This is a genomic window from Streptomyces tubercidicus, assembly GCF_027497495.1.
GTDB classification, from domain to species: domain Bacteria; phylum Actinomycetota; class Actinomycetes; order Streptomycetales; family Streptomycetaceae; genus Streptomyces; species Streptomyces tubercidicus.
Genome location: NZ_CP114205.1, coordinates 2,729,614 through 2,749,161 on the forward strand (window position 1 = coordinate 2,729,614; position 19,548 = coordinate 2,749,161).

A 19,548-nucleotide genomic window follows, 5' to 3' on the forward strand; every position below is an offset into this window, starting at 1 on the left:
GGTAGCTGGGGGAGGCTCAGCCGCAAAGGGGCCGCGCGCTCAGCCGCGCAGGGCCTGGACCGCAGCTTCCAGTCGCTTGCCGTAGTCCGCGTCCGCCTTGCGGAAGTTCTCGATCGCCCGCTGGGCGATGTCATCGCGGGAGACCTGGGAGATGAAGCCCGCCAGGTTGTTGATCAGGCGCTCCTTCTCGTCCTCCGCCATCAGCCGGTAGAGGTTGCCGGCCTGGACGAAGTCGTCGTCCTCCGCGTGCGAGGGCGCGACATGCTCGCCGGTGGGGCCGGTGACGGTAGCCGGCTGCCACAGCGGACGGCCGGTCTCGACCGGGCCGCCGAAGCTGTTGGGCTCGTAGTTCTTCTGGCCCGCGTGCCGCCCGTCGTACATCACACCGTCGCGGCCGTGGCTGCGCGCCTCGGTGGCGTGCGGGCGGTTCACCGGCAGGTGGTCGGCGTTGATGCCGACACGGTAGCGGTGCGCGTCGCCGTAGGCGAAGAGACGGCCCTGGAGCATCTTGTCGGGGGACGGGCCGATGCCCGGCACGAAGTGGTGCGGGGAGAAGATCGACTGCTCGACCTCGGCGAAGATGTTCTGCGGGTTGCGGTTGAGTTCCAGCTTGCCGATCTCGATCGGCGGGTAGTCCTCGTGCGGCCAGACCTTGGTCAGGTCGAACGGGTTGAAGCGGTAGCCGGCCGCATCCGCCGCGGGCATGATCTGCACCTGGACGGTCCAGGTCGGGAAGTCACCGCGCTCGATGGACTCGCGCAGATCGCGCTGGTGACTGTCCGGGTCCTCACCGGCGAGCTTGTTGGCCTCGTCCTGGGTGAGGTTCTTGATGCCCTGGTCGGTCTTGAAGTGGTACTTGACCCAGAAGACCTCACCGGCCTCGTTGTTCCACTGGAAGGTGTGCGAGCCGTAGCCGTTCATGTGGCGCAGCGTCGCGGGGATGCCGCGGTCGCCGAACAGCCAGGTGACCTGGTGGGTGGACTCGGGCGACAGACCCCAGAAGTCCCAGACGTTGTCCGCCTCCTGCGAGCCGGTGTACGGGTCGCGCTTCTGGGTGTGGATGAAGTCGGGGAACTTGAGGGCGTCCTTGATGAAGAACACCGGGGTGTTGTTGCCGACGAGGTCGTAATTGCCCTCTTCGGTGTAGAACTTCAGCGCGAAGCCGCGGGGGTCCCGCACCGCGTCGGCCGAGCCGAGGCTGCCCGCGACGGTGGAGAAGCGCAGGAACGTCTCGGTCTGCTTGCCGATCTCCGAAAGGAAGTGTGCGCGGGTGTACTTGGTCACATCCGCGGTCACCGTGAAGGTGCCGTACGCACCGGCGCCACGGGCGTGCACGATGCGCTCCGGGATGCGCTCACGGTTGAAGTGCGCGAGCTTCTCGATCAGGAGCTGGTCCTGAATCAGACCGGGTCCGCCGATGCCGGCCGTCTCGCTGTTCTGGTTGTCCCCGACCGGAGCCCCGGACTCCGTGGTCAGCGGTCCAGTGATGCTCTCTACCGACACGTGCGCCTCCTGAAAGTCTTCTACGCCTGCCCTTGGCTTGCGCCGATCACGATCCTACATTGGACAATGTCTAAGTCAAGAAGGATATGAAACTCGTACACGATCCGGTGATGGATCCACCACTGCTACCCTGGGTCTATCTGACTGATAGGTGAATGGCATGAGTGACCTGCTTGAACGGCTCCGGGGACGCGGCTGGCGGCTGACCGCGCAGCGACGCGTCGTCGCCGAGGTCCTCGACGGGGACCACGTCCACTACACCGCCGACGAAGTGCATGCGCTGGCATCCGCCCGACTCCCCGAGATCTCCCGCGCGACGGTCTACAACACCCTGGGCGAGCTGGTGTCCCTCGGCGAGGTGCTCGAAGTGAGCACCGACGGCCGGGCCAAGCGCTACGACCCCAACGCCCACCACGACCACCAGCACCTCGTCTGCTCGCAGTGCGGCACGATCCGCGATGTCCACCTCCAGGGCGACCCGCTGTCCGCCCTGCCCGAGCCGGAGCGCTACGGCTTCCAGGTCTCCGAGGTCACGGTGACCTACCGGGGCATCTGCCCCCACTGCAGCACCGCGTCCTGACGCCAGGGGGAGCCGGCCCCCGTCCGGGCCGCTTCCGCACCGGATGTCGCCGTACGCCCCACCGAGCCCGCGCCCACCCGGCCGCGGGCTCCTTCGCATGCCGGGCCCGCCCGCCACGCGCGCCATCGCCGCACCGCGCCGGTGCACACCACACCCGTCCACGCCCCACCCCTTCACACCGCACAACGATGCCCGCACAACCCCTGCCCGAACATGACGGCCCGTCACATCGTCGGCGGGCGGCGCTTTCCGGCCACCGGTCCGCACCGGCGGGGCGGCGGCCGGGCGGTGTGCGGGGCGGCTCTCCCGCTGGGCGACTGCGGAGATGAACACGGCGGGAGATGAACACGACGAAGGCCCGGATTCTCAAGGAATCCGGGCCTTCGTCTTTCAGTAGCGGGGACAGGATTTGAACCTGCGACCTCTGGGTTATGAGCCCAGCGAGCTACCGAGCTGCTCCACCCCGCGTCGTTGTGTCCATACTTTAACCCTGGCCCGACGACCAGCGCAAATCCCTTCCGCGAGGCCCGGGACCCGGCCCTGTGGGCCCGGCCCCGGGCGTCCGGACGGCCTGCTACCGCCCGCTACGCGCTGAGCTCCTCCTGGAGCGCCGTACGCAGCCGGGCCGCACGCTCCGCCACCTCCGGCGGCCCCATGTCCACGGCGTGCGCACACCAGATCTGCGCCTCCGTGAGCGCACCGCGCCGGGCGGCGAGCAGCGCCAGCCGGAGGGCCGCCCGGCCGTGCCCGGCCTCGGCGGCGCGCTGCCACCACAGGGTGGCCTCCGGGAGGCTGCCCTCACGGGCCAGCAGCAGCCCGAGGTTGAAGGCGCCGTTACGGCTGCCCGCCTCGGCCGCCGCGCGGTACCACTCGGCGGCCTCGACGGTCTCCCCGCGGGCCGCCGCGAACATGCCAACCCGGACCTGGGCGCGGCGATGACCCTGGCGCGCGGCTCGCTCGTACCACTGCACGCTCTCGTCGTCCGCCGTGCGCTCACCGTCCGCCAGCCCCTCCCCTGCCGCCGAGGCCTGGCGGTCAAGGAGGTCGGCGAGCCGGAAGGCCGCCTCGGCGCTGCCGCCACCGGCCGCACAGCGCAGATTCCGCTCCGCGTCCCGCAGCTCACCGTCCCGCAGCTGCACGATGGCGACCTGCAGCGCCGCCTCGGTGTGCCCGGCCGCGGCCGCCCGCTCGTACCAGGTGCGCGCCATCCGCTCCGCGCCCCTCCCGGCGAAGAGAATGCCGAGGTTGAACGCGGCGTCCACACTGCCCGCCTCGGCCGCCTTGGAGAACCACGGCTCGGCCCCCGAGGCGTCGCCGCGCTGCAGCAGCAGGATGGCCAGCGCGTTGGCGGCCTCCCGGTGCCCGGCGTAGGCGGCCCGGCGGTACCACTGCTCGCCGCGCCCCTCCCGGCCCTGCGCGGCGCACAGCAGCCCGATGTTGTAGGCGCCGTTGACATCCCCGGCGTCCAGTGCGGCGCGGTACCAGCGCTCGGCGGTCTGCAGCTCACCGCGGTCGGCGTGCAGCGCACCGAGCGCATTGGCAGCGTTGCCATCGCCGTCCTGGGCGGCGCGCCGCCACCATTCCGCCGCGCTCTCCTCGTCCCCCGCGTCACGCAGCAGGAAGCCCAGCGCACAGGCGGCGCGCGGCTCCCCGTCCTTGGCGGCGGAGAGGTACCAGCGGCCCGCCTCCTGGACGTCACCGCGCTCCTCCAGCAGCGCGCCCAGCTGCAGCGCGGCCCGGCGGTGGCCCCGCGCGGCGGCCTGCCGGTACCACTGCTCGGCCTCCTCCTGCTGGTTCAGCTCCCCGTAGGCCGGGACCGCGCGGTGGTCCGCGTCGCGCCCGTCCTCGATGAGCCGGGCCAGGCGGTACGCGGCCTCGCGGTGGCCCCGCTCGGCGGCCGTACGGAACCAGCGCTCGGCGCCGATGTCCCCGCGGTGCTCCAGGAGGTCGGCGAGGGCGTAGGCGCCCAGGCAGTGGCCGGACTCGGCGGACTGGCGCAGCCAGTACTCGGCGGCCGGCTCGTCGCCGCGCTCGCGGTAGTGGCGCCCGAGGGCGTGCGCGGCGGCGGCGGAACCGGCCACGGCGGCGATCCGCCACCAGCCGGCCGCCTCGTCCCCGTAGCCCCGCTGGTGCAGCAGAACGCCCAGGTTGTTGGCCGCGGCGCGGTCACCGGCGGCGGCCGCGGACCGCAGATACGCCTCGGCGCCGTCGAGGTCGCCGCGGCGCAGCAGCATGGCGCCGAGCGCGCTCATCGCGGCGGTGTCGCCCGCCTCGGCGGCCCGGCGGTGGCCGGACTCGGTCACGGCGTCGGACGCCTCGGCGGCCTCGGCCGCCTCCATCGCGTCCATCTGCAGCTCGGATTCGCGCCCGTCGTCGGGCGCATGCACAAACCGGTCCGTCTCCAACAACCTTGCCTTGTCCCCCATAAGACCCATCGTCGCATCACCTGTAACCCGCGTACACCTGGTATACCGCAGCCAGTGAGGTCACTTCAGCGGTTTGTCGACTTCCCGACACGACGACTTGCCAAACTCAAGCACACACCTTCCCCACATGGGCCGTACGACCCGGCCTTTGCCGGAATCGACCTGAACACACGACGAAGGCCCGGATCCTTGAGGATCCGGGCCTTCGTCTTTCAGTAGCGGGGACAGGATTTGAACCTGCGACCTCTGGGTTATGAGCCCAGCGAGCTACCGAGCTGCTCCACCCCGCGCCGTTGTGTCCACAAGGTATCACGGCGGCGAACGGCCCCCGCACCGACGCGGCCCTGTGGCCACCGGTTCGCACCGGCGGCCACAGGGCCAGGAAATACGGCCGGCCGGCTCAGCTGCCCGGCTTGCCGCCCTTCTCGGACGACTTCGCCGCCCGGTCCAGCGCCGCCTTCAGCTTCTTCTGGGCCTCGCCGTAACCGGCCCAGTCGCCCCCGGCGCGCGCCTTCTCGCCCTCCTCATAGGCCTTCTGCGCGTCGGCAAGGGCCTCCTGCACCGTCTGGTCGGACGGCGGCTCGGCGGTGTCGCCGCCGCCCGGCGGCTGCTCCGTGCCCGTACTGGGCGCCTTCTTGCCGAAGACCACATCCAGCGCGTCCTTGAGGGAGTCCTCCAGCACGGGCTTGTTGTCGCCGTAGCTGACCAACACCTTCTTCAGAAGCGGGTAGTTCGTGTTGGCGCCGCGCAGATACACCGGTTCGACATAGAGCAGTCCGCCGTCCAGTGGCACGGTCAGCAGATTGCCGTACTCGATCTCCGAGTCGCCGAACTTCTTGAGGATGTTGAGCTCATTGGCGATCACCGGATCGGAGTTGAACTTCGACTGCACCAGCTGCGGGCCGGGCACCGGTGTCTCCGACGGCAGCTTCAGCAGTCTGATCCTGCCGTAGTCGCCGCTGGTCGCGTTGGCGTCGACGGCCATGAACGCACCGAGGTTGTCGCGCTTGTTGGGCGTGAAGGTCGTCGTCAGCGAGAACGCGCGGTTCTTCTGGTCCGGCATCTTCATGCTCAGGTAGTACGGCGGAACCGCGTTGCCCGACTTGGTCGTCGGGTCGTTCGGGATCTGCCAGCGCTCGGAGCCGGTGTAGAAGGTGCCGGGGTCCGTGACGTGGTACGTGGTCAGCAGCTGGCGCTGCACCTTGAAGAGGTCCTGCGGGTAGCGCAGATGCTCCTTGAGCGCCGGGCTTATCGCGCTCTTCTTCTCGACCGTGTCGGGGAACGCCTTCATCCAGGTCTTGAGGACCGGGTCCTTCTCGTCCCACTGGTAGAGCTTGACCGAACCGTCGTAGGCGTCCACGGTCGCCTTGACGGAGTTACGGATGTAGTTGACCTGGTTCTGCTGGGCCACCACCGCCCGCTGGCCGTCCGTGAGCGAATCGGCCGTGCTGTCCCCCAGCGTGGTGCGCGAGGCGTAGGGGTAGCCGTTGCTGGTGGTGTAGGCGTCCACGATCCACTTGATCCGGCCGTCGATGACCGCCGGGTAGGCGTCGCCGTCGATGGTCAGCCAAGGGGCGACGGATTCGACGCGCTCCTTGGGCGTGCGGTTGTACAGGATCCTCGAACCGTCGCCGATCGCGCCGGAGTAGAGGATCTGCGGCTCCCCGAACGCCACCGCGTACGCGGCGCGGTTGACCGGGTTCGCCAGGTTGACGCCGCTCTTGCCCTGGTAGCTGTAGCTCTTCTCGCCGCTGTCGTCGGAGTAGTCCAGCTCCTTCTGCGGACCGCCGACGATCGAGTACTGCGAGGTCTTCTCGCCGTAGTAGACGCGCTGCTGGTACGTGCCCAGCTGCCCCTTGGCCGGCAGATCCGACTCCGTGTACTTCGGACCGCCGCCGTCGGTGGCCTCCGTCCCCTTGGCTGCGACCGCACCGTAGCCGTGGGTGTACTTGAAGTGGTCGTTGATCCAGTTCCGCTCCGGGATACCGGCGATGTTCAGCTCACGCAGACCGATGACGGTGTCCTGCTCGGCACCGTCCTTGTCCTTGTAGCGGTCGACGTCCAGGGTGGAGGGGAACTGGTAGTAGCCCCTCACCTGCTGCTGTTGCTGGAAGGCCGGGGAGACCACGTTCGGGTCGAGCAGCCGCATGCTGGCCGTGCTGTCGGCGTTGTCGCGCAGCCGCTGGCTGTCCGCCTTGCCGGTGGGCTGGTAGTCGCCCTTGTACGGCGTGACCTCGGAGTCCTGGATGTCGTACGCGTCCCGGGTCGCCTTGATGTTCTGCTTGATGTACGGCGCTTCCTTGGCCTGCTCGTTCGGCTGGACCTGGAACTTCTGCACGATCGCCGGATAGAGCCCGCCGATCAGCAGCGCCGAGAGCACCATCAGGCCGAAGCCGATCACCGGCAGCTGCCAGGTCCGCCGCCAGAGGGTGGCGAAGAACAGCACCGCGCAGATCGCCGCGATGAAGAACAGGATGGTCTTCGCCGGGAGGTAGGCGTTGGCGTCGACATACCGCAGGCCGGTCCAGTTGTCGGCCGACTTCAGGCCGCTGGACTTGACCGCGAGGCCGTACCGGTCGAGCCAGTACGCGATCGCCTTGAGCGAGACGAAGATGCCCAGCAGCACCGACAGATGGCCGGTCGCCGCCGCCGTCGCCCGCGAGCCGGGGCTGGTCAGCCGCAGCCCGCCGTACAGGTAGTGCGTCAGCGCCGCGGCGACCAGACACAGCACCGCGCAGGCGAAGCCGAAGCTCAACAGGAAGCGGTACCAGGGCAGATCGAAGGCGTAGAACGCCACGTCCATCCCGAACTGCGGGTCCTTCGTGCCGAACGGGACGCCGTTGACCCACTGCAGCCAGGTGCGCCACTCGCCGGAGGCGGAGGCACCGGCGATCAGCCCGATCACCGCGGTGATCGCGATCAGCGCCCACCTCTTGAACGGCGCGATGCTCATCCGGTAGCGGTCCAGGCTCTGCTGCTCCATGGACATCGCGCTCAGCGGCGGCCGCAGCCGGTGCGCCAGCCAGATGTTGACGCCGACGGCCACGGCCATCACCACGCCGAAGGAGAGGAACAGACCGATCTTGGTCCACAGGGTGGTCGTGAAGACCGAGGAGTACTTGACCGATCGATACCAGAGCCAATCCGTCCAAAACCCTGCAAACATCACGAAGAGCATGGCCAGGACGGCCAGCACACCCAATGTCATGAGCAGGGTCCGGATCCGCCGCGATGGTCGGCCGACTCTGATCCGTGGCCCTGTCGGGCCTCCGCCGCGGTCCGGCATCTGGAAAGCCAAGGTGCGCACCTCGAAGTTCGCTGTCGTGTGGAGCAGGCCCGGCGATAGTAGGACCCACCGATGCAACTTACGAAGGCTTTACTCAGTTCCCGCTTTCCGGGGTACACAAGGCACGATGTTGAGCATGACCAACCTCCCCGTTGACGGCACCCCGCTCGCCGCCGACCCCCTGACCCGCGCGGTGCTCGAAATCGACGAGTACAGCGCCGGGCTCGGCTGGGATCAGCCGGCCCGACTGTTCGCCCTCGTCGACACCGCCAAGCTGCGTGCGCAGGAGCCCTCGCTCGCCGCCCAGCTCGGCATCGACGACTCCACCACCACGTCCCTGACCCCCGTGGAGCAGGACGAGATCCCGGCGGGCGTCCCGCTTGACGAGTTCCTGGCCACCATCGCCTGGCCGGATGCCGTCACCGGCTGTGCGCTGACCGTGGAGCGGCTGATGCTGCCGCCGTCCGCCGAGGACTCCGAGCCCGCGGGCATGGACGAGGCGCAGCTCGCCAAGTGGGTCGCCAAGCACCCGGACCGCCAGGAGGTCCGGATGACGGTGGCCGTGCTGCGGGACGGACGCCGTGAGTCGGCGCTGCGGCTGCGCGAGAAGGACTCCACGTCCGAGGTCCTCACCGGCTCGGCGCTGGTGCCGGGTCTCGCGGAAGCGCTGGCCGCGACCTTCGAGGCCTGAGCGCGGCGTTCCGGGCCCTCTTCCGGCGCCCGGAACAGCCCCTCCCGGGGCCGGGCGCGCGCGTCCGGCCACCCGGGGCCCGGGGCGTCCGGACCGGCCTGTCTAGCCGCAGCTCGGCAGGCCGGCGGTGTCGCCCTTGCGGATCTTCTCCAGCGCCTTGACGGCGTCGCCTATGGTGCCGACCTTGACCAGGGTGAGGCCCTTGGGGGTGTCCTTGGCCGCCGTGGCGCAGTTCGCCTTGGGGGTCAGGAAGTACTCCGCGCCCTTGTCGCGCGCACCGACCGTCTTCATCGAGATGCCGCCGATCGGGCCGACCTTGCCCTTGTCGTCGATGGTGCCCGTACCGGCCACGAACTTGCCGCCCGTCATGTCCCCGGGCGTGAGCTTGTCGACGATGCCCAGCGCGAACATCAGCCCGGCGCTCGGGCCGCCGACATCGGCCAGCTTGACGTCGATGGGGAACGGGAAGGTGTGGTCCACCTGGGCCTGGATGCCCACGATGGCGCGGCCGTCGTCCGCCTTCTGCGTGCTGAGCGTGATCTGCTTCGCGCCGGTCACTGGCTTCTTGCCCTGCTTCTCCGCCGCGGCGGCGTCCTTGGCGGGGATGATCGTGAAGACGACCTTCTCGCCCGGCTTGTGCCGGGTGACGAGCTTGGCGACATCGCCGGCCTGCTTGACCGCCGTGCCGTCCACGGCCTTGATCACATCGCCCGCGTGCAGCCGGCCGTCGGCGGGCTTGTCCTTGACGACGGAGCCGACGACGGTCTGGGCGGCGACCGGGAGGTGCAGTTGCCGGAGGGCGGCAGCCTTGGCGGTCTCCTGGGACTGGCTGAACTCCTCGGCGTTCTCCTGGTCGGCCTGCTCGGCCGTCTGTCCCTCGGGGTAGAGGGTCTTGTGCGGCACCACGGCGTTGTCGTGGTCGAGCCAGCCGTAGACCGCCTCGAAGAGGTTCATCCGGTAGTCGGGGCCGGTGACCCGGACCGTGGTCATGTTGAGGTGACCGGTGGTCGGGTACGTCTTGTGCCGGGAGATCTGCAGCACCGGCTCGCCGTCGTGGTCACCAAGAGTGTTGACCGTCGGCCCCGGAGACATCTCGGAGTACGGCACGGGGATGAGCACCCCTGCGCAGAGCAGCGCGATCAACATCAGGATCGAAGCGAGCAGCGTCGCGGTGCGGCGTGGCATGGAACGACAGTACGGGACGGGTATGACAACCGGCCCGCGGGGCCGTCCGTACGAGGCCGGGCACCCGGCAGCGGACAGGCGCCGACCCGGAGGGCGGCGCCTGCTTTCACATCCGAACGGCGAAGGTCAGACCGGGTCCGAGGCGGGCTCGGACACGGCATGCTCCTTCTCCATGGCATCCCGGAACCGGGCATAGCCCGCGAGTTCCGCCACATCCCCGGTCTTGCGATTCCGTAGGGCCCAGCTGCTCCACACCGCGGCAACCAGCCCGGCGCCGACCGGAATCAGCAACCAGAGGAGCGCACCCATCAGCGACCTCCCAACCCCTTGTACGACCGCGATCGACGAATAAGCAGATTAACCATCTGCTCGGTCAACGCTCATGCCAGGGGGCGGGTTACGCAACCGGAACATATGGCACCGGTTCGGCCTCACGTTCGGAGGTCACCGTCCCATGACCCCAGGCCTACCGCCCCGCCCCCGTCTGTGCTGTCGTCTGCCCGGAGATCCGGCAATTACGCACCCGGAAACAGGGCTAATTCCGCGTCCGGAAAACGGGGTTACTCCCGCGCCCGGAAAACGGGATCACGCCCCGACCCATTCCTCGGTCCCGTCGGAAAACGTCTGGTGCTTCCAGATCGGCACCTCGTGCTTGAGGTCGTCGATCAGTTTGCGGCAGGCCTCGAACGCCTCGCCCCGGTGCGGGCAGGACACCGCGACGACCACGGCAAGATCACCGATGCGCAGATCGCCCACCCGGTGGACGGCGGCCAGCGCCCGGACGGGGAAGTCGGCGATCACCTTCTCGGCGATCCGGCGCATCTCCGCCTCGGCCGTCGGATGCGCGGAGTAGCCCAGGCCCTCGACGTCGGCGCCGTTGTCGTGCGAGCGGACCGTGCCGACGAACAGGGCCGTGCCGCCGGCCGCCGTGTCACCCACGGCCGCGAACACCTCGTCCACGGACAGCGGGGTGTCGCGGATCTCCAGGAGCCGGACCGGGTCGGCCGCGGCCCGCTCACCGGGGTGGTCGCGGCCGGGGGACGAAGGGGAGGGCGTGCCAGACATACCCCCATCGTGCCGTACCGGGGACGCCGCGGGAATGGCCGTTTCCGCCGGTGGTCCGGGCCGCCGTATGGAGAGTCCTCCAGCCCGGCGGGCCCGGTGCGGCTCAGATGCGGCGGCGGGCCTTACGGGCGCGCCGCACCAGGGCGGCGGTGCCCAGGAGGGCGACGGTGGCACCGGCGGCCCCTGCGGCGGTGGCGTCCTTGCGGCCGAGCCGGCGGCCGGCGACGGTGTGCCGTCCGGCGACCTCCTCCAGGAGCTCGGCCAGCACCTCCTCGTTCGTCCACTGGGGCCGCCAGCCCGCATCGTGCAGCCGGCTGCCGCTGACCACCCAAGGGTGCATCGTGTACGCGAGGTCCCCGGCGGGCGACGGCGTCAGGCCGATCCGGTGCAGCCGGGCCGCGGCGCCCAGGGCCACCGAGGACGGCAGTTCCATCCGCCGGATCCCGGACAGCTCCTCGACCTCCTCCTGCTCCAGCCAGCCGTCGCAGCCCACCGCCAGTTCGCCGTCGACCTTCTCCAGCGCGGCGTACTCCAGGGCGCTGACCAGGTCCTCGACATGGCAGAACTGCCAGGCGGGGCGGGACCCGGCGACGACCAGGAGGCGGGGCGACTCGAAGTAGCGGGTCAGCGCGGTGTCGGTGCCGCCCACCAGGACCGCGGGGCGCAGCACGGTGACATTGAGGCCCGGGTGGGCACGGGGCGCGCGGTGCGCCAGGTGCTCGATCTCCAGCAGGTCGCCGACACCGGTGGCATCAGCGGTGGCGCGCAGCTCGGCGTCCTCGGCCAACGGCACATCGTTGTCGGGCAGCGCCCCGTACACCATGGCGGAGGTGCACAGCACCACCCGGTGGACCCCGGCGGCCGCGGCGGCGGTGAGCACGGTCTGGGTGCCGCGCACGTTGTAGGCGGTGCGTGCCGCGTCGTCGCTCTCCAGATCGAGGTCGAGCGCCAGGTGGACGACGACGTCCGCGCCGCGCAGCTTGTCGGCGATGGCGGGGTCCCGGACGTCGAGGACGTGCCAGTGTGCCTCGGCGACGTCGCCGCGCCGCTCGTCGATGGCCACCACCTCCTTGACCTCGTCGGAGGCGACCAGGGCGCGGGTGAGCAGCGCCCCGACTCCGGACGCGGCTCCGGTGACGGCGACAACGGGCCGGCGCAGCGGCCGGTCCGTGCTGCCGTCTGCGGTGTTGCCTGCCTTCTCGGTCTGGGCCGCAGCGTTTCGCGCTGCGCGAACGGTCGGATCTGGGGAACTCACCGGGCGTCTCCAGCGGTTGTCTTCAGTGCGTACGTGTGGTCATGCGTACGCACCAGGTGGCGTCCATCCTGCCGCAGCCACCGGGACAGCGAAGCACCGAGCCCCGAAGCGGTCCGGGTGTCTACGCTGGAGGTGATGTCGGGCAGCCGCCGTCGGCCACCTGGTCGGCGGCCCTACGAGCCGAGGAAACCCGTGAGTGACACCCCATTTGGATTCGGCCTTCCGCCGGAGGAGCCGGAGGACGGCGACAACGGCAAGAAGAAGGGCGGCCAGGGAGGTAGCCAGGGCCCCGCGGACCCCTTCGGGTTCGGCGGCGGGAGCGGCGGCGTGGACAATCCGTTCGCGGCGCTCTTCGGCGGCATGGGCGGCCCCGGCGGCGAAATGAACCCTGGCGACCTGGGAGCCGCGTTCCAGAAGCTCGGCCAGATGCTCTCCTACGAGGGCGGCCCGGTGAACTGGGACATGGCCAAGGACATCGCGCGGCAGACCGTCGCGCAGGGCGCCGAGGACGGCAGCAAGGACGCGAGCCTCTCGCCGGGTGAGCGCAGTGCGGTCGAGGAGGCCGTGCGGCTGGCGGATCTGTGGCTGGACGGTGTGACGTCGCTGCCGTCGGGTTCCGGCTCGGTGGTGGCCTGGAGCCGGGCGGAGTGGGTCGAGGAGACCCTCCCGGTGTGGAAGGACCTGGTCAATCCGCTCGCCGAGCGCGTCGGGGCGGCCATGGGCGATGTGCTGCCCGGGGAGATGCAGGCCATGGCGGGCCCGCTGCTCGGGATGATGCGTTCCATGGGCGGCGCGATGTTCGGCACCCAGATCGGCCAGGCGCTGGGCGTACTGGCCGGTGAGGTCGTCGGTTCGACGGACATCGGGCTGCCGCTCGGCCCGGCGGGCAAGGCCGCGCTGCTGCCGGGGAACATCGCCACGTTCGGCGAGGGCCTGGGCGTCCCGGAGGAGGAGGTGCGGCTGTATCTGGCCCTGCGTGAGGCCGCCCACCAGCGGCTCTTCGCGCATGTGCCGTGGCTGCGCTCGCATCTGTTCGGTGCCGTCGAGGGCTATGCGCGCGGCATCAAGGTCGACACGACCAAGCTGGAGGATGTGGTCGGCCAGATCGATCCGCAGCATCCCGAGGAGCTGCAGAACGCCCTTCAGCAGGGCATGTTCCAGCCCGAGGACACCCCGGAGCAGAAGGCGGCGCTGGCCCGTCTGGAGACCGCGCTGGCGCTTGTCGAGGGCTGGGTGGACGCGGTGGTGCACGCCGCCGCCAAGCCGCATCTGCCGTCGTCGGACAAGCTCCGGGAGACGCTGCGGCGGCGCCGGGCGAGCGGTGGCCCCGCCGAGCAGACGTTCTCCACGCTGATCGGTCTGCAGCTGCGGCCGCGGCGGCTGCGGGACGCCTCGCGGCTGTGGGCTTCGCTGACGGACGCGCGGGGCCTGGAGGGCCGCGACGGTCTGTGGGAGCACCCGGACATGCTGCCGACGGCCGCCGACCTGGACGATCCGGACGGGTTCGTGCACCACGAGCAGGCGGACTTCTCCGAGCTCGACAAGATGCTCGGCGAGGCCGCGAGCGGCGGCAAGCCGGATCTGGACAAGCCCGCCCGGGAGGGCGACGGCCCGGAGGGGACCTCCGGCGAGAGCAAGGGTGACGGCGACAGGTGAGTCTGCACGAGGACGCGGCGCGGGTGCTCAAGGAGTGGCCCGCGCCGTCCCCCGAACAGGAGCAGCTGCGGCTGGCGTACCTGGATCATCTCGCCGCCCATCAGGACGGCATGTGGAAGCCGTGCAAGGACGGGCACCTCACGGCCAGTGCGCTGGTGATCGATCCGGCCGGCGGGCGGGTGCTGCTCACCCTGCACCGCAAGCTGAAGATGTGGCTGCAGATGGGCGGCCACTGCGAGCCGGAGGACACCTCGCTGGCCGATGCGGCGCTGCGTGAGGCGCGTGAGGAGTCCGGGATCGCCCAGGGGCTGACGCTGCTGCCCGGCGGCCCGGTGCGGCTGGATCGTCATCACACGCCCTGCGCCTGGCATTTGGACGTGCAGTACGCGGCGCTGGCGCCCGCGGGCGCGGTGGCGGAGATCAGCGACGAGTCGCTGGACCTGCGGTGGTTCGCGTACGACGAGGTGCCCGGAGTCGCCGATGACTCGGTGGTGCGCTTGGTGGAGCGCACCCGCGCGCTGCTCTAGACAGCAGCGGCGATGCCGTCCGGCGCCCGTCCCTTCCCGGGGGCGGGCGCCGGAAGTGCGTCAGCGGTCGGCCGGTGGGCTCAGTTGGTGAAGATGTTGCCCTGGTTGTGTCCCCGGGCGCCCTGCTGGCCCATGCCGAACTGGGCGGCCACTCCGGAGCCGATGACGGCGTTCTGCGGCGGCAGCAGCTCGCTGGGCTGGACCAGTGCGTAGCCCTGGCCGAGGAAGCTCAGCTCCCAGCCCTCGCCGGTGTTGCCGCGTCGGCGGAAGACTCCCGAGGAGTGCGTCTGTGCCTGCATCTGGACGCGCAGCGAAGCGGACCAGGCGACTACCGCGTCGGCGTCGGCGTTGACGTACTTGTCGGGCGTGACCGGCAGCATCAGCGGCTGGCCGGAGGTCATCAGGGCGACCTTGCCCCGTCCGGAGATGTTGAGCTGGTACTTACCGGTGCCGGAGATGCCGTACTGGCTGTCGACGGAGACGACCTCCCAGTGGAGGCCGGAGTCCAGCGCCAGGACATAGCTGCTGTCGACGGTCAGGCCGTCGTGGTCGACATCGACGACATGGACGTACTGGGCGAGGTTGGCCAGATAGACCGTGCCCTGCCCGGAGACGCGCATCAGGTCGAGGCCCTCACCGGAGTACGCGCGGGTCCGGTGCTGGCCCGGCGTCTGGTAGTTGGCGTCGAATTCGAGCAGCCCCTGATAGGCGACCATCGTGCCCTTACGGGCTAGGAGATCCTCGTGGCCCTGGAGGGCGACGCGCAGCAGCTGGCTGTTCTGCAGGGCGTAGGGGTCCTGGGTCTGTGCCTCGGTGAAGGCGAAAAGCGGACTCTGCATGGCGTGTTCGTCCTCCCCCTCAGCCCCGGGCCCGGAGCCGGTCGGTGCTGTCCTCACTGGGCTGGACGACGACGAACCCCTCGCCGGAGAAGCCCAGTTGGTATGCCTCGCCGCTGCCGCGTCCGATCATCGAGGACGCCTTGAAGCTGCGCTTGCCCTTCATCTTCAGATGGGTCGACCAGGCGACCAGGGCGTCCGGGTCCACATAGGTCTCGTCCTCGCCGCGGCCGCAGTCGACGACGATGGGCGTGCCCCGGGAGGTCAGGGCGACCCAGCCGGTGCCCGAGATCTGGACGTTGAAGAGTCCCTGGCCGGCGAACTTCGCCATGCCCTTGACGCGCTGTACGCCCCACTGGAGCTGCGCGTCGAGGGCGAGGAGGTTGGTGCCGTTGACGGAGAGCGAGTCGCCGTCGAGGTTGATGCAGACGACGTCGGCACCGTAGTCGGCGAGGTAGAGCAGACCGTCGCCGGAGCACTTCATCAGGGGCGCGCCTTCGCCGGTGAGCCACTGGGAGGCCATCTGGCGGACGGCGGGCGGGTTCGGCTCGTACTGGATGAAGCCTTCGTAGGCGACCATCGAGCCGGTGCGTGCGAAGACGTCCTGGCCGCTCTGCATGGCGATCTTCACCATGGCGTTGCCGTGGTTCTCCATACGGGCGGCGGGCGGGGTCGGGACGTAGCCCGACAGCTGCTGCTGGTTCATGACGGGCTCCCTCAGACCTCGTAGGGCTGGACGACGATGAAGTTGCCGGGCGCACCGCGGAACTGGAGGTTCACGGTCTCGCCGGAGTGGCCCGGATAGGCGTGCCGGCGCAGGCTCACCTGGCTGGAGATGATCACCTGCGAGGCGGCGGACCAGGCCACGATGGCGTTGGCGTCGGCGAAGGTGGTCGGGGTGACGGGCAGCACGACCGGCGTGCCCTGGGTCTTGATGACGAGGGTGCCGGTCCCCTGGAACTGCATGGTGAACAGGGCGCCACCGGGGATGCCGTGGCCCTCGATGCGGCGGACCTCGTGCTGCAGCGACTCGTCGAAGGCGAGGACGGCCTCGGCGGACACACAGATGGCGTCGCCCTGCAGCTCGATGGGGTGCACATGGGCGCTGTTCTCGGCGAAGAAGACCTGGCCCTGGCCTGTGCAGCGCATCAGCTGCATTTCCTGGCCGGTGGCGTTACCGACGATCCGGCCGCGGAAGCCGGCGCCCTTGTAGCCGAAGTCGACCTTGCCCTGGTAGAGCACCATGCTGCCCTGACGGGCGAGCACCGGCTGGCCGTCGACACCGAGATCGACGCGGATCAGCTTGTCGTTCTGCGGGGTCCAGCGCTGACCGGTGGGGGCTTCCTTGTACTTGTCCAGTACGACGCCGAGGCCGGGGCCGCCGCCCTGGGATGGGGGTCCCCCCTGGACCGGAGCTTGTCGAAGGCCCTCGGGGGAGGCCGGTGCCTGGCCGCCCGGATACGGGGCGGCCGGGGGCTGCTGTCCCGGCGGGCCGTATGCGGCGGGCCGGCCCTGCGGGGCGCCGTATCCGCCGGGCGGGGGCGCGGGCTGCCCGTAGGGGGGTGCCTGCGGAGGCTGCTGACCGGGGTAGCCGCCGGGCGCGGGCTGCGGCTGGCCGTACGGGTCCTGACCGGGCGCCGGCTGGCCGTACGGGGCGGGCGGCTGCTGGCCGGGCACGCCGGGCGGCGGGGCCAGGGGCGCGGCGAGCGTGGGCGCGCTGTGGACCTGCGGAGCAGTGGGCTGCGGGGCCTGCGGTGCGGGTGGCGGCGCTTCCTGCGGCGCGCCCTGGGGCGGGCCGAACTCGGGCGCGGGCTGTGGGGCGGGCGCCGCGGTGGGCACCCCGAAGGACGGTGCGGGGGCGGCCGGCCCGGACGGCGGGGCGAAGCCCGGTACGTCCTGCGCCGTGGCGGGCGACGCCTCGGCCTCTTCGGCGACCTCGCCGCCGAAGTTCTTCAGCAGCGCCTCCAGGCCGCCGTCGAAGCCCTGGCCGACCGCGGCGAACCGCCAGACGTCCTTGAGGTAGAAGTCGCCGAGCATGACGGCGCGTTCGGTGCTGAACTCGCTGCCCGTGAAGGAGTAGCGGGCGACCTCCTCGCCGCCGGCCACGATCCGGAGGTAGCCGGGGCCGATCTGCGAGACCTGTCCGTCGCCGTCGAGCGCGGCGGTGAAGGAGAGCTTCTGGATGTGCGGCGGGATCTTGTCGAGGGTGACCCGGAACGACTCGTTGTCACCGGCCTGCGCGCCGAGCAGCTGGAGGGACTCCTCGGGCGACTTGGGCTGGTTGAAGAAGATGAAGTACCGGTCGTCGGAGAGCCGCTCGTCGGCGTCCAGGCCGAAGCAGCTGATGTCGAAGGTCAGGCCGGGCCCGCCGATCTGCACACCGACGTACAGATCCGTTCCCGCCGTCAGATCACCGATCTTGGCCTTGTGGCCCCGCTGGAATTCCCTGGCCATACGTAACGCCCGTCCCCCGCTCCCGCCGTGAGTTGCTCTGCGCGGCCAGGCTAACCGCTGGCGCCGACAGCGGGCGATGGCGGGGCGCGACGGATGTGGTGCGGCGGGACGTCCTCATTCACCGCGGGCGACGGGCAGCTGGGGCAGCCGGTCGGCGGCGACCACCCCTTCGAGGTAGCCGCGGGCCCGTTCCGTACGGGCGTAGGACTCCAGCAGCCGCCAGAACCGGGGGCCGTGGCCGGGGACGAGCAGATGGGCGAGTTCGTGCAGCAGGACGTAGTCGATGACGTACTCCGGCATGCCCTGGAGGCGGTGCGACAGGCGGATGCTGCCCTCGGCCGGGGTGCACGAGCCCCAGCGGGTGTTCTGGTTGGTCACCCAGCGCACCGAGGCGGGGCGGGCCCGGCCGTCCAGGTACTGGCCGGACAGCCGCTCGGCGCGCTCGGCCAGCTCGCCGTCGCCCAGTATCCGCTTGCTCTCCTGGGCGGCGAGCTTGTCCAGCATGACGGTGACCCAGCGCCGCTCCTCGGCCTCGGACATACGGGCCGGGATCAGGACAACCGTGCGGTCGCCCTCGCGGTACGCGGAGACCGTGCGGCGCCGTCGTGAGCTGCGGCGCACCTCGACGGCGCTGGTGCCGGATCCGCGGGCCGCGGGGCCGGGGGCGGCCCCGCGCGAGGTGTCAGCGGCGCGGCGCAGGGGTGTCTCCCCTGAGCCGTGGGCGGAAGGGTCGGCGGGCACGCGCCCGACGTTACCCGCTGGCGCGGCGGGAAGTCCCGCCCTGTGGAGTGGTTCGCCACCGAACCACTCCATGGCGTGCACTGCTTGTATGACTGTTGCCCACGCCTTGTGGATAACTTCCGCACCGATCCGCCGTGCGGCGCATGCTGTGAGCCGGACGACGAAGGAAAAGGACGGGGGCTGAGATGAGGCATCCGATGCTCAAGCCCGCGCTGCGGCGCGGATGGCGGGACCGGCAGACGGTGCGGTTCGGGGTGGCGCCGGCGCATGCGATGGTGGTCGGCCCGGTCGACATGGCGACCGGCAGTTTCCTCTCGCTGATCGACGGCACCCGCACCATGCAGCAACTGGTCGAGGAGGCCGCGTTACTGGACCTCCCGCCCGAGCATGTGCGGGGTGTCGTGGACCGGCTGGGCGCCGCCGGGCTGCTGGAATCCCCCACGGCGGGCGGCCCGGCGGCCGAGGCCGTACGGACGGATCAGGCCGCCTTCGAGCAGCTGCGGCCCGATCTGGCTTCGCTCTCGGTGCGGCATCCGGAGCCCGCGGGCGCGCTGGGCCGGATGGGAGCGCGCCGGGCGGTCCGGGCCCGGGTCAAGGGGGCGGGGCGGGTCGGCGCCGCGATCGCGGCGCTGCTCTCGGCCTCGGGGATCGGCCGGGTGGAGGTGTTCGACGGTGGCACGGTCCAGCCGTGGGACGTCCTGCCCGGCGGGCTGCCGGCCGAGCGGATCGGCGAGCGGCGGCGCACCGCCGCAGAGCGCCTGGTCCAGCAGTCCTCTCCCTGGAGCGGTGCCCCGCGGCCGAGGGTCCCGGTCAGCGAGTCGGGCGAACCCGGACTGTCGCTCGTGGTGCTCACCCCGCGGGACGGGCTGGGCGCGTACGCCCCCGACCCCGTGCTGTCCGAGCCGTTGCTCACCGCCGGAATCCCACATCTTTACGCAGGGGTGATCGAGGGCACGGGTGTGGTGGGCCCGTTGGTGCTGCCCGGCGGTTCGGCCTGTGCCCGCTGCGACGAACTGCGTCGCACGGACGCGGAGCCGGCCTGGCCGCGGTTGCTCGCGCAGTGGCGGTCGGGGCGTGCCGCACCCGCGGTTCCGGCCTGCGATGCCGCGTTGGCAACAACGGTCGCGGGGATCGCCGCCGTCCAGGCGCTGGCGTTCCTCGATGGCGAACTCCCGCCGTGCACAGGTGCGCGGATGGAGTTCCCGGCGCCGTGTGCGAGCGTGCGGACGGTGCGGATCGAGCCGCATCCGGAGTGCGGCTGTGGCGCTGCCGCGTCATTGGGTGCGGCAGGCGCCTCGGATCCACCGTCGGAACACGCCACAATGACGGAGTAACCCCGGTAG

The 19,548-nt window shown here is 70.7% G+C and carries 16 protein-coding genes and 2 tRNA genes; 5 read left to right on the top strand and 13 right to left on the bottom strand.

What is annotated here, in order from left to right:
* Nucleotides 1-39 precede the first annotated feature (39 nt).
* Nucleotides 40-1,503 carry a catalase gene (locus STRTU_RS11540; RefSeq protein WP_159743460.1) on the bottom strand — a complete coding sequence of 488 codons (1,464 nt, stop codon included), beginning with the start codon at nucleotides 1,501-1,503 and terminating at the stop codon, nucleotides 40-42.
* A 160-nt stretch (nucleotides 1,504-1,663) separates the two neighbouring features.
* On the opposite strand from STRTU_RS11540, the gene STRTU_RS11545 reads away from it, so the two are divergent.
* Entirely contained in the window at nucleotides 1,664-2,083 is a 420-nt protein-coding gene (locus tag STRTU_RS11545) for a Fur family transcriptional regulator (RefSeq protein WP_159743461.1), read from the top strand.
* Nucleotides 2,084-2,477: 394 nt separating this feature from the next.
* On the opposite strand, the gene STRTU_RS11550 is transcribed toward STRTU_RS11545, so the two are convergent.
* The 4 genes from STRTU_RS11550 to STRTU_RS11565 form a co-directional block, all read right to left on the bottom strand.
* A tRNA-Met gene (locus STRTU_RS11550) sits at nucleotides 2,478-2,551 on the bottom strand.
* Between the two features lie 116 nt (nucleotides 2,552-2,667).
* Nucleotides 2,668-4,518 carry a tetratricopeptide repeat protein gene (locus STRTU_RS11555; RefSeq protein WP_174878846.1) on the bottom strand — a complete coding sequence of 617 codons (1,851 nt, stop codon included), beginning with the start codon at nucleotides 4,516-4,518 and terminating at the stop codon, nucleotides 2,668-2,670.
* 207 nt (nucleotides 4,519-4,725) lie between these two features.
* A tRNA-Met gene (locus STRTU_RS11560) sits at nucleotides 4,726-4,799 on the bottom strand.
* A gap of 110 nt (nucleotides 4,800-4,909) precedes the next feature.
* Nucleotides 4,910-7,717: a UPF0182 family membrane protein gene (locus STRTU_RS11565; RefSeq protein WP_159743462.1), complete on the bottom strand. Its 2,808-nt coding sequence runs from the start codon at nucleotides 7,715-7,717 to the stop codon at nucleotides 4,910-4,912.
* A gap of 214 nt (nucleotides 7,718-7,931) precedes the next feature.
* Between STRTU_RS11565 and STRTU_RS11570 the strand changes: the two genes are divergently transcribed.
* On the top strand, nucleotides 7,932-8,486 hold the full coding sequence (locus tag STRTU_RS11570) for a PPA1309 family protein (RefSeq protein WP_085922804.1): 555 nt from the start codon (nucleotides 7,932-7,934) through the stop codon (nucleotides 8,484-8,486).
* A 102-nt stretch (nucleotides 8,487-8,588) separates the two neighbouring features.
* On the opposite strand, the gene STRTU_RS11575 is transcribed toward STRTU_RS11570, so the two are convergent.
* From STRTU_RS11575 to STRTU_RS11590, 4 genes are all read right to left on the bottom strand, one after another.
* Complete coding sequence (locus STRTU_RS11575; protein ID WP_159743463.1) at nucleotides 8,589-9,671, bottom strand: YlbL family protein; 1,083 nt, start codon at nucleotides 9,669-9,671, stop codon at nucleotides 8,589-8,591.
* A 126-nt stretch (nucleotides 9,672-9,797) separates the two neighbouring features.
* Nucleotides 9,798-9,980 carry a hypothetical protein gene (locus tag STRTU_RS11580; RefSeq protein WP_159743464.1) on the bottom strand — a complete coding sequence of 61 codons (183 nt, stop codon included), beginning with the start codon at nucleotides 9,978-9,980 and terminating at the stop codon, nucleotides 9,798-9,800.
* A 276-nt stretch (nucleotides 9,981-10,256) separates the two neighbouring features.
* Nucleotides 10,257-10,736, bottom strand: coding sequence for a molybdenum cofactor biosynthesis protein MoaE (locus STRTU_RS11585; RefSeq protein ID WP_159743465.1), 480 nt, complete (start codon nucleotides 10,734-10,736; stop codon nucleotides 10,257-10,259).
* A gap of 103 nt (nucleotides 10,737-10,839) precedes the next feature.
* Entirely contained in the window at nucleotides 10,840-11,991 is a 1,152-nt protein-coding gene (locus STRTU_RS11590) for an SDR family oxidoreductase (RefSeq protein WP_159743466.1), read from the bottom strand.
* 192 nt (nucleotides 11,992-12,183) lie between these two features.
* Here STRTU_RS11590 and STRTU_RS11595 point away from each other — a divergent pair, with 192 nt between their 5' ends.
* Both STRTU_RS11595 and STRTU_RS11600 read left to right on the top strand, forming a co-directional pair.
* Nucleotides 12,184-13,647, top strand: coding sequence for a zinc-dependent metalloprotease (locus tag STRTU_RS11595; RefSeq protein ID WP_159743467.1), 1,464 nt, complete (start codon nucleotides 12,184-12,186; stop codon nucleotides 13,645-13,647).
* Nucleotides 13,644-14,174 (top strand): NUDIX hydrolase, encoded by a 531-nt coding sequence (locus tag STRTU_RS11600; protein ID WP_159743468.1) that lies wholly within the window; start codon nucleotides 13,644-13,646, stop codon nucleotides 14,172-14,174. Before STRTU_RS11595 ends, STRTU_RS11600 begins: the two co-directional genes overlap by 4 nt.
* Before the next feature lie 80 nt (nucleotides 14,175-14,254).
* On the opposite strand, the gene STRTU_RS11605 is transcribed toward STRTU_RS11600, so the two are convergent.
* The 4 genes from STRTU_RS11605 to STRTU_RS11620 all read right to left on the bottom strand — a co-directional run bounded on the left by STRTU_RS11605 (nucleotide 14,255) and on the right by STRTU_RS11620 (nucleotide 18,205).
* A complete protein-coding gene (locus STRTU_RS11605; RefSeq protein ID WP_159743469.1) occupies nucleotides 14,255-15,013 on the bottom strand; it encodes an AIM24 family protein in 759 nt (252 codons plus the stop codon).
* A gap of 19 nt (nucleotides 15,014-15,032) precedes the next feature.
* Nucleotides 15,033-15,716: an AIM24 family protein gene (locus STRTU_RS11610; RefSeq protein WP_159743470.1), complete on the bottom strand. Its 684-nt coding sequence runs from the start codon at nucleotides 15,714-15,716 to the stop codon at nucleotides 15,033-15,035.
* An 11-nt stretch (nucleotides 15,717-15,727) separates the two neighbouring features.
* Nucleotides 15,728-17,464, bottom strand: coding sequence for a TerD family protein (locus STRTU_RS11615; RefSeq protein WP_159743471.1), 1,737 nt, complete (start codon nucleotides 17,462-17,464; stop codon nucleotides 15,728-15,730).
* A gap of 114 nt (nucleotides 17,465-17,578) precedes the next feature.
* Nucleotides 17,579-18,205 carry a M48 metallopeptidase family protein gene (locus tag STRTU_RS11620; RefSeq protein ID WP_159743472.1) on the bottom strand — a complete coding sequence of 209 codons (627 nt, stop codon included), beginning with the start codon at nucleotides 18,203-18,205 and terminating at the stop codon, nucleotides 17,579-17,581.
* 185 nt (nucleotides 18,206-18,390) lie between these two features.
* Between STRTU_RS11620 and STRTU_RS11625 the strand changes: the two genes are divergently transcribed.
* Nucleotides 18,391-19,539, top strand: a complete 1,149-nt coding sequence (locus STRTU_RS11625; RefSeq protein ID WP_167539131.1) for a ThiF family adenylyltransferase — start codon at nucleotides 18,391-18,393, stop codon at nucleotides 19,537-19,539.
* The last annotated feature ends 9 nt before the right edge of the window (nucleotides 19,540-19,548 follow it).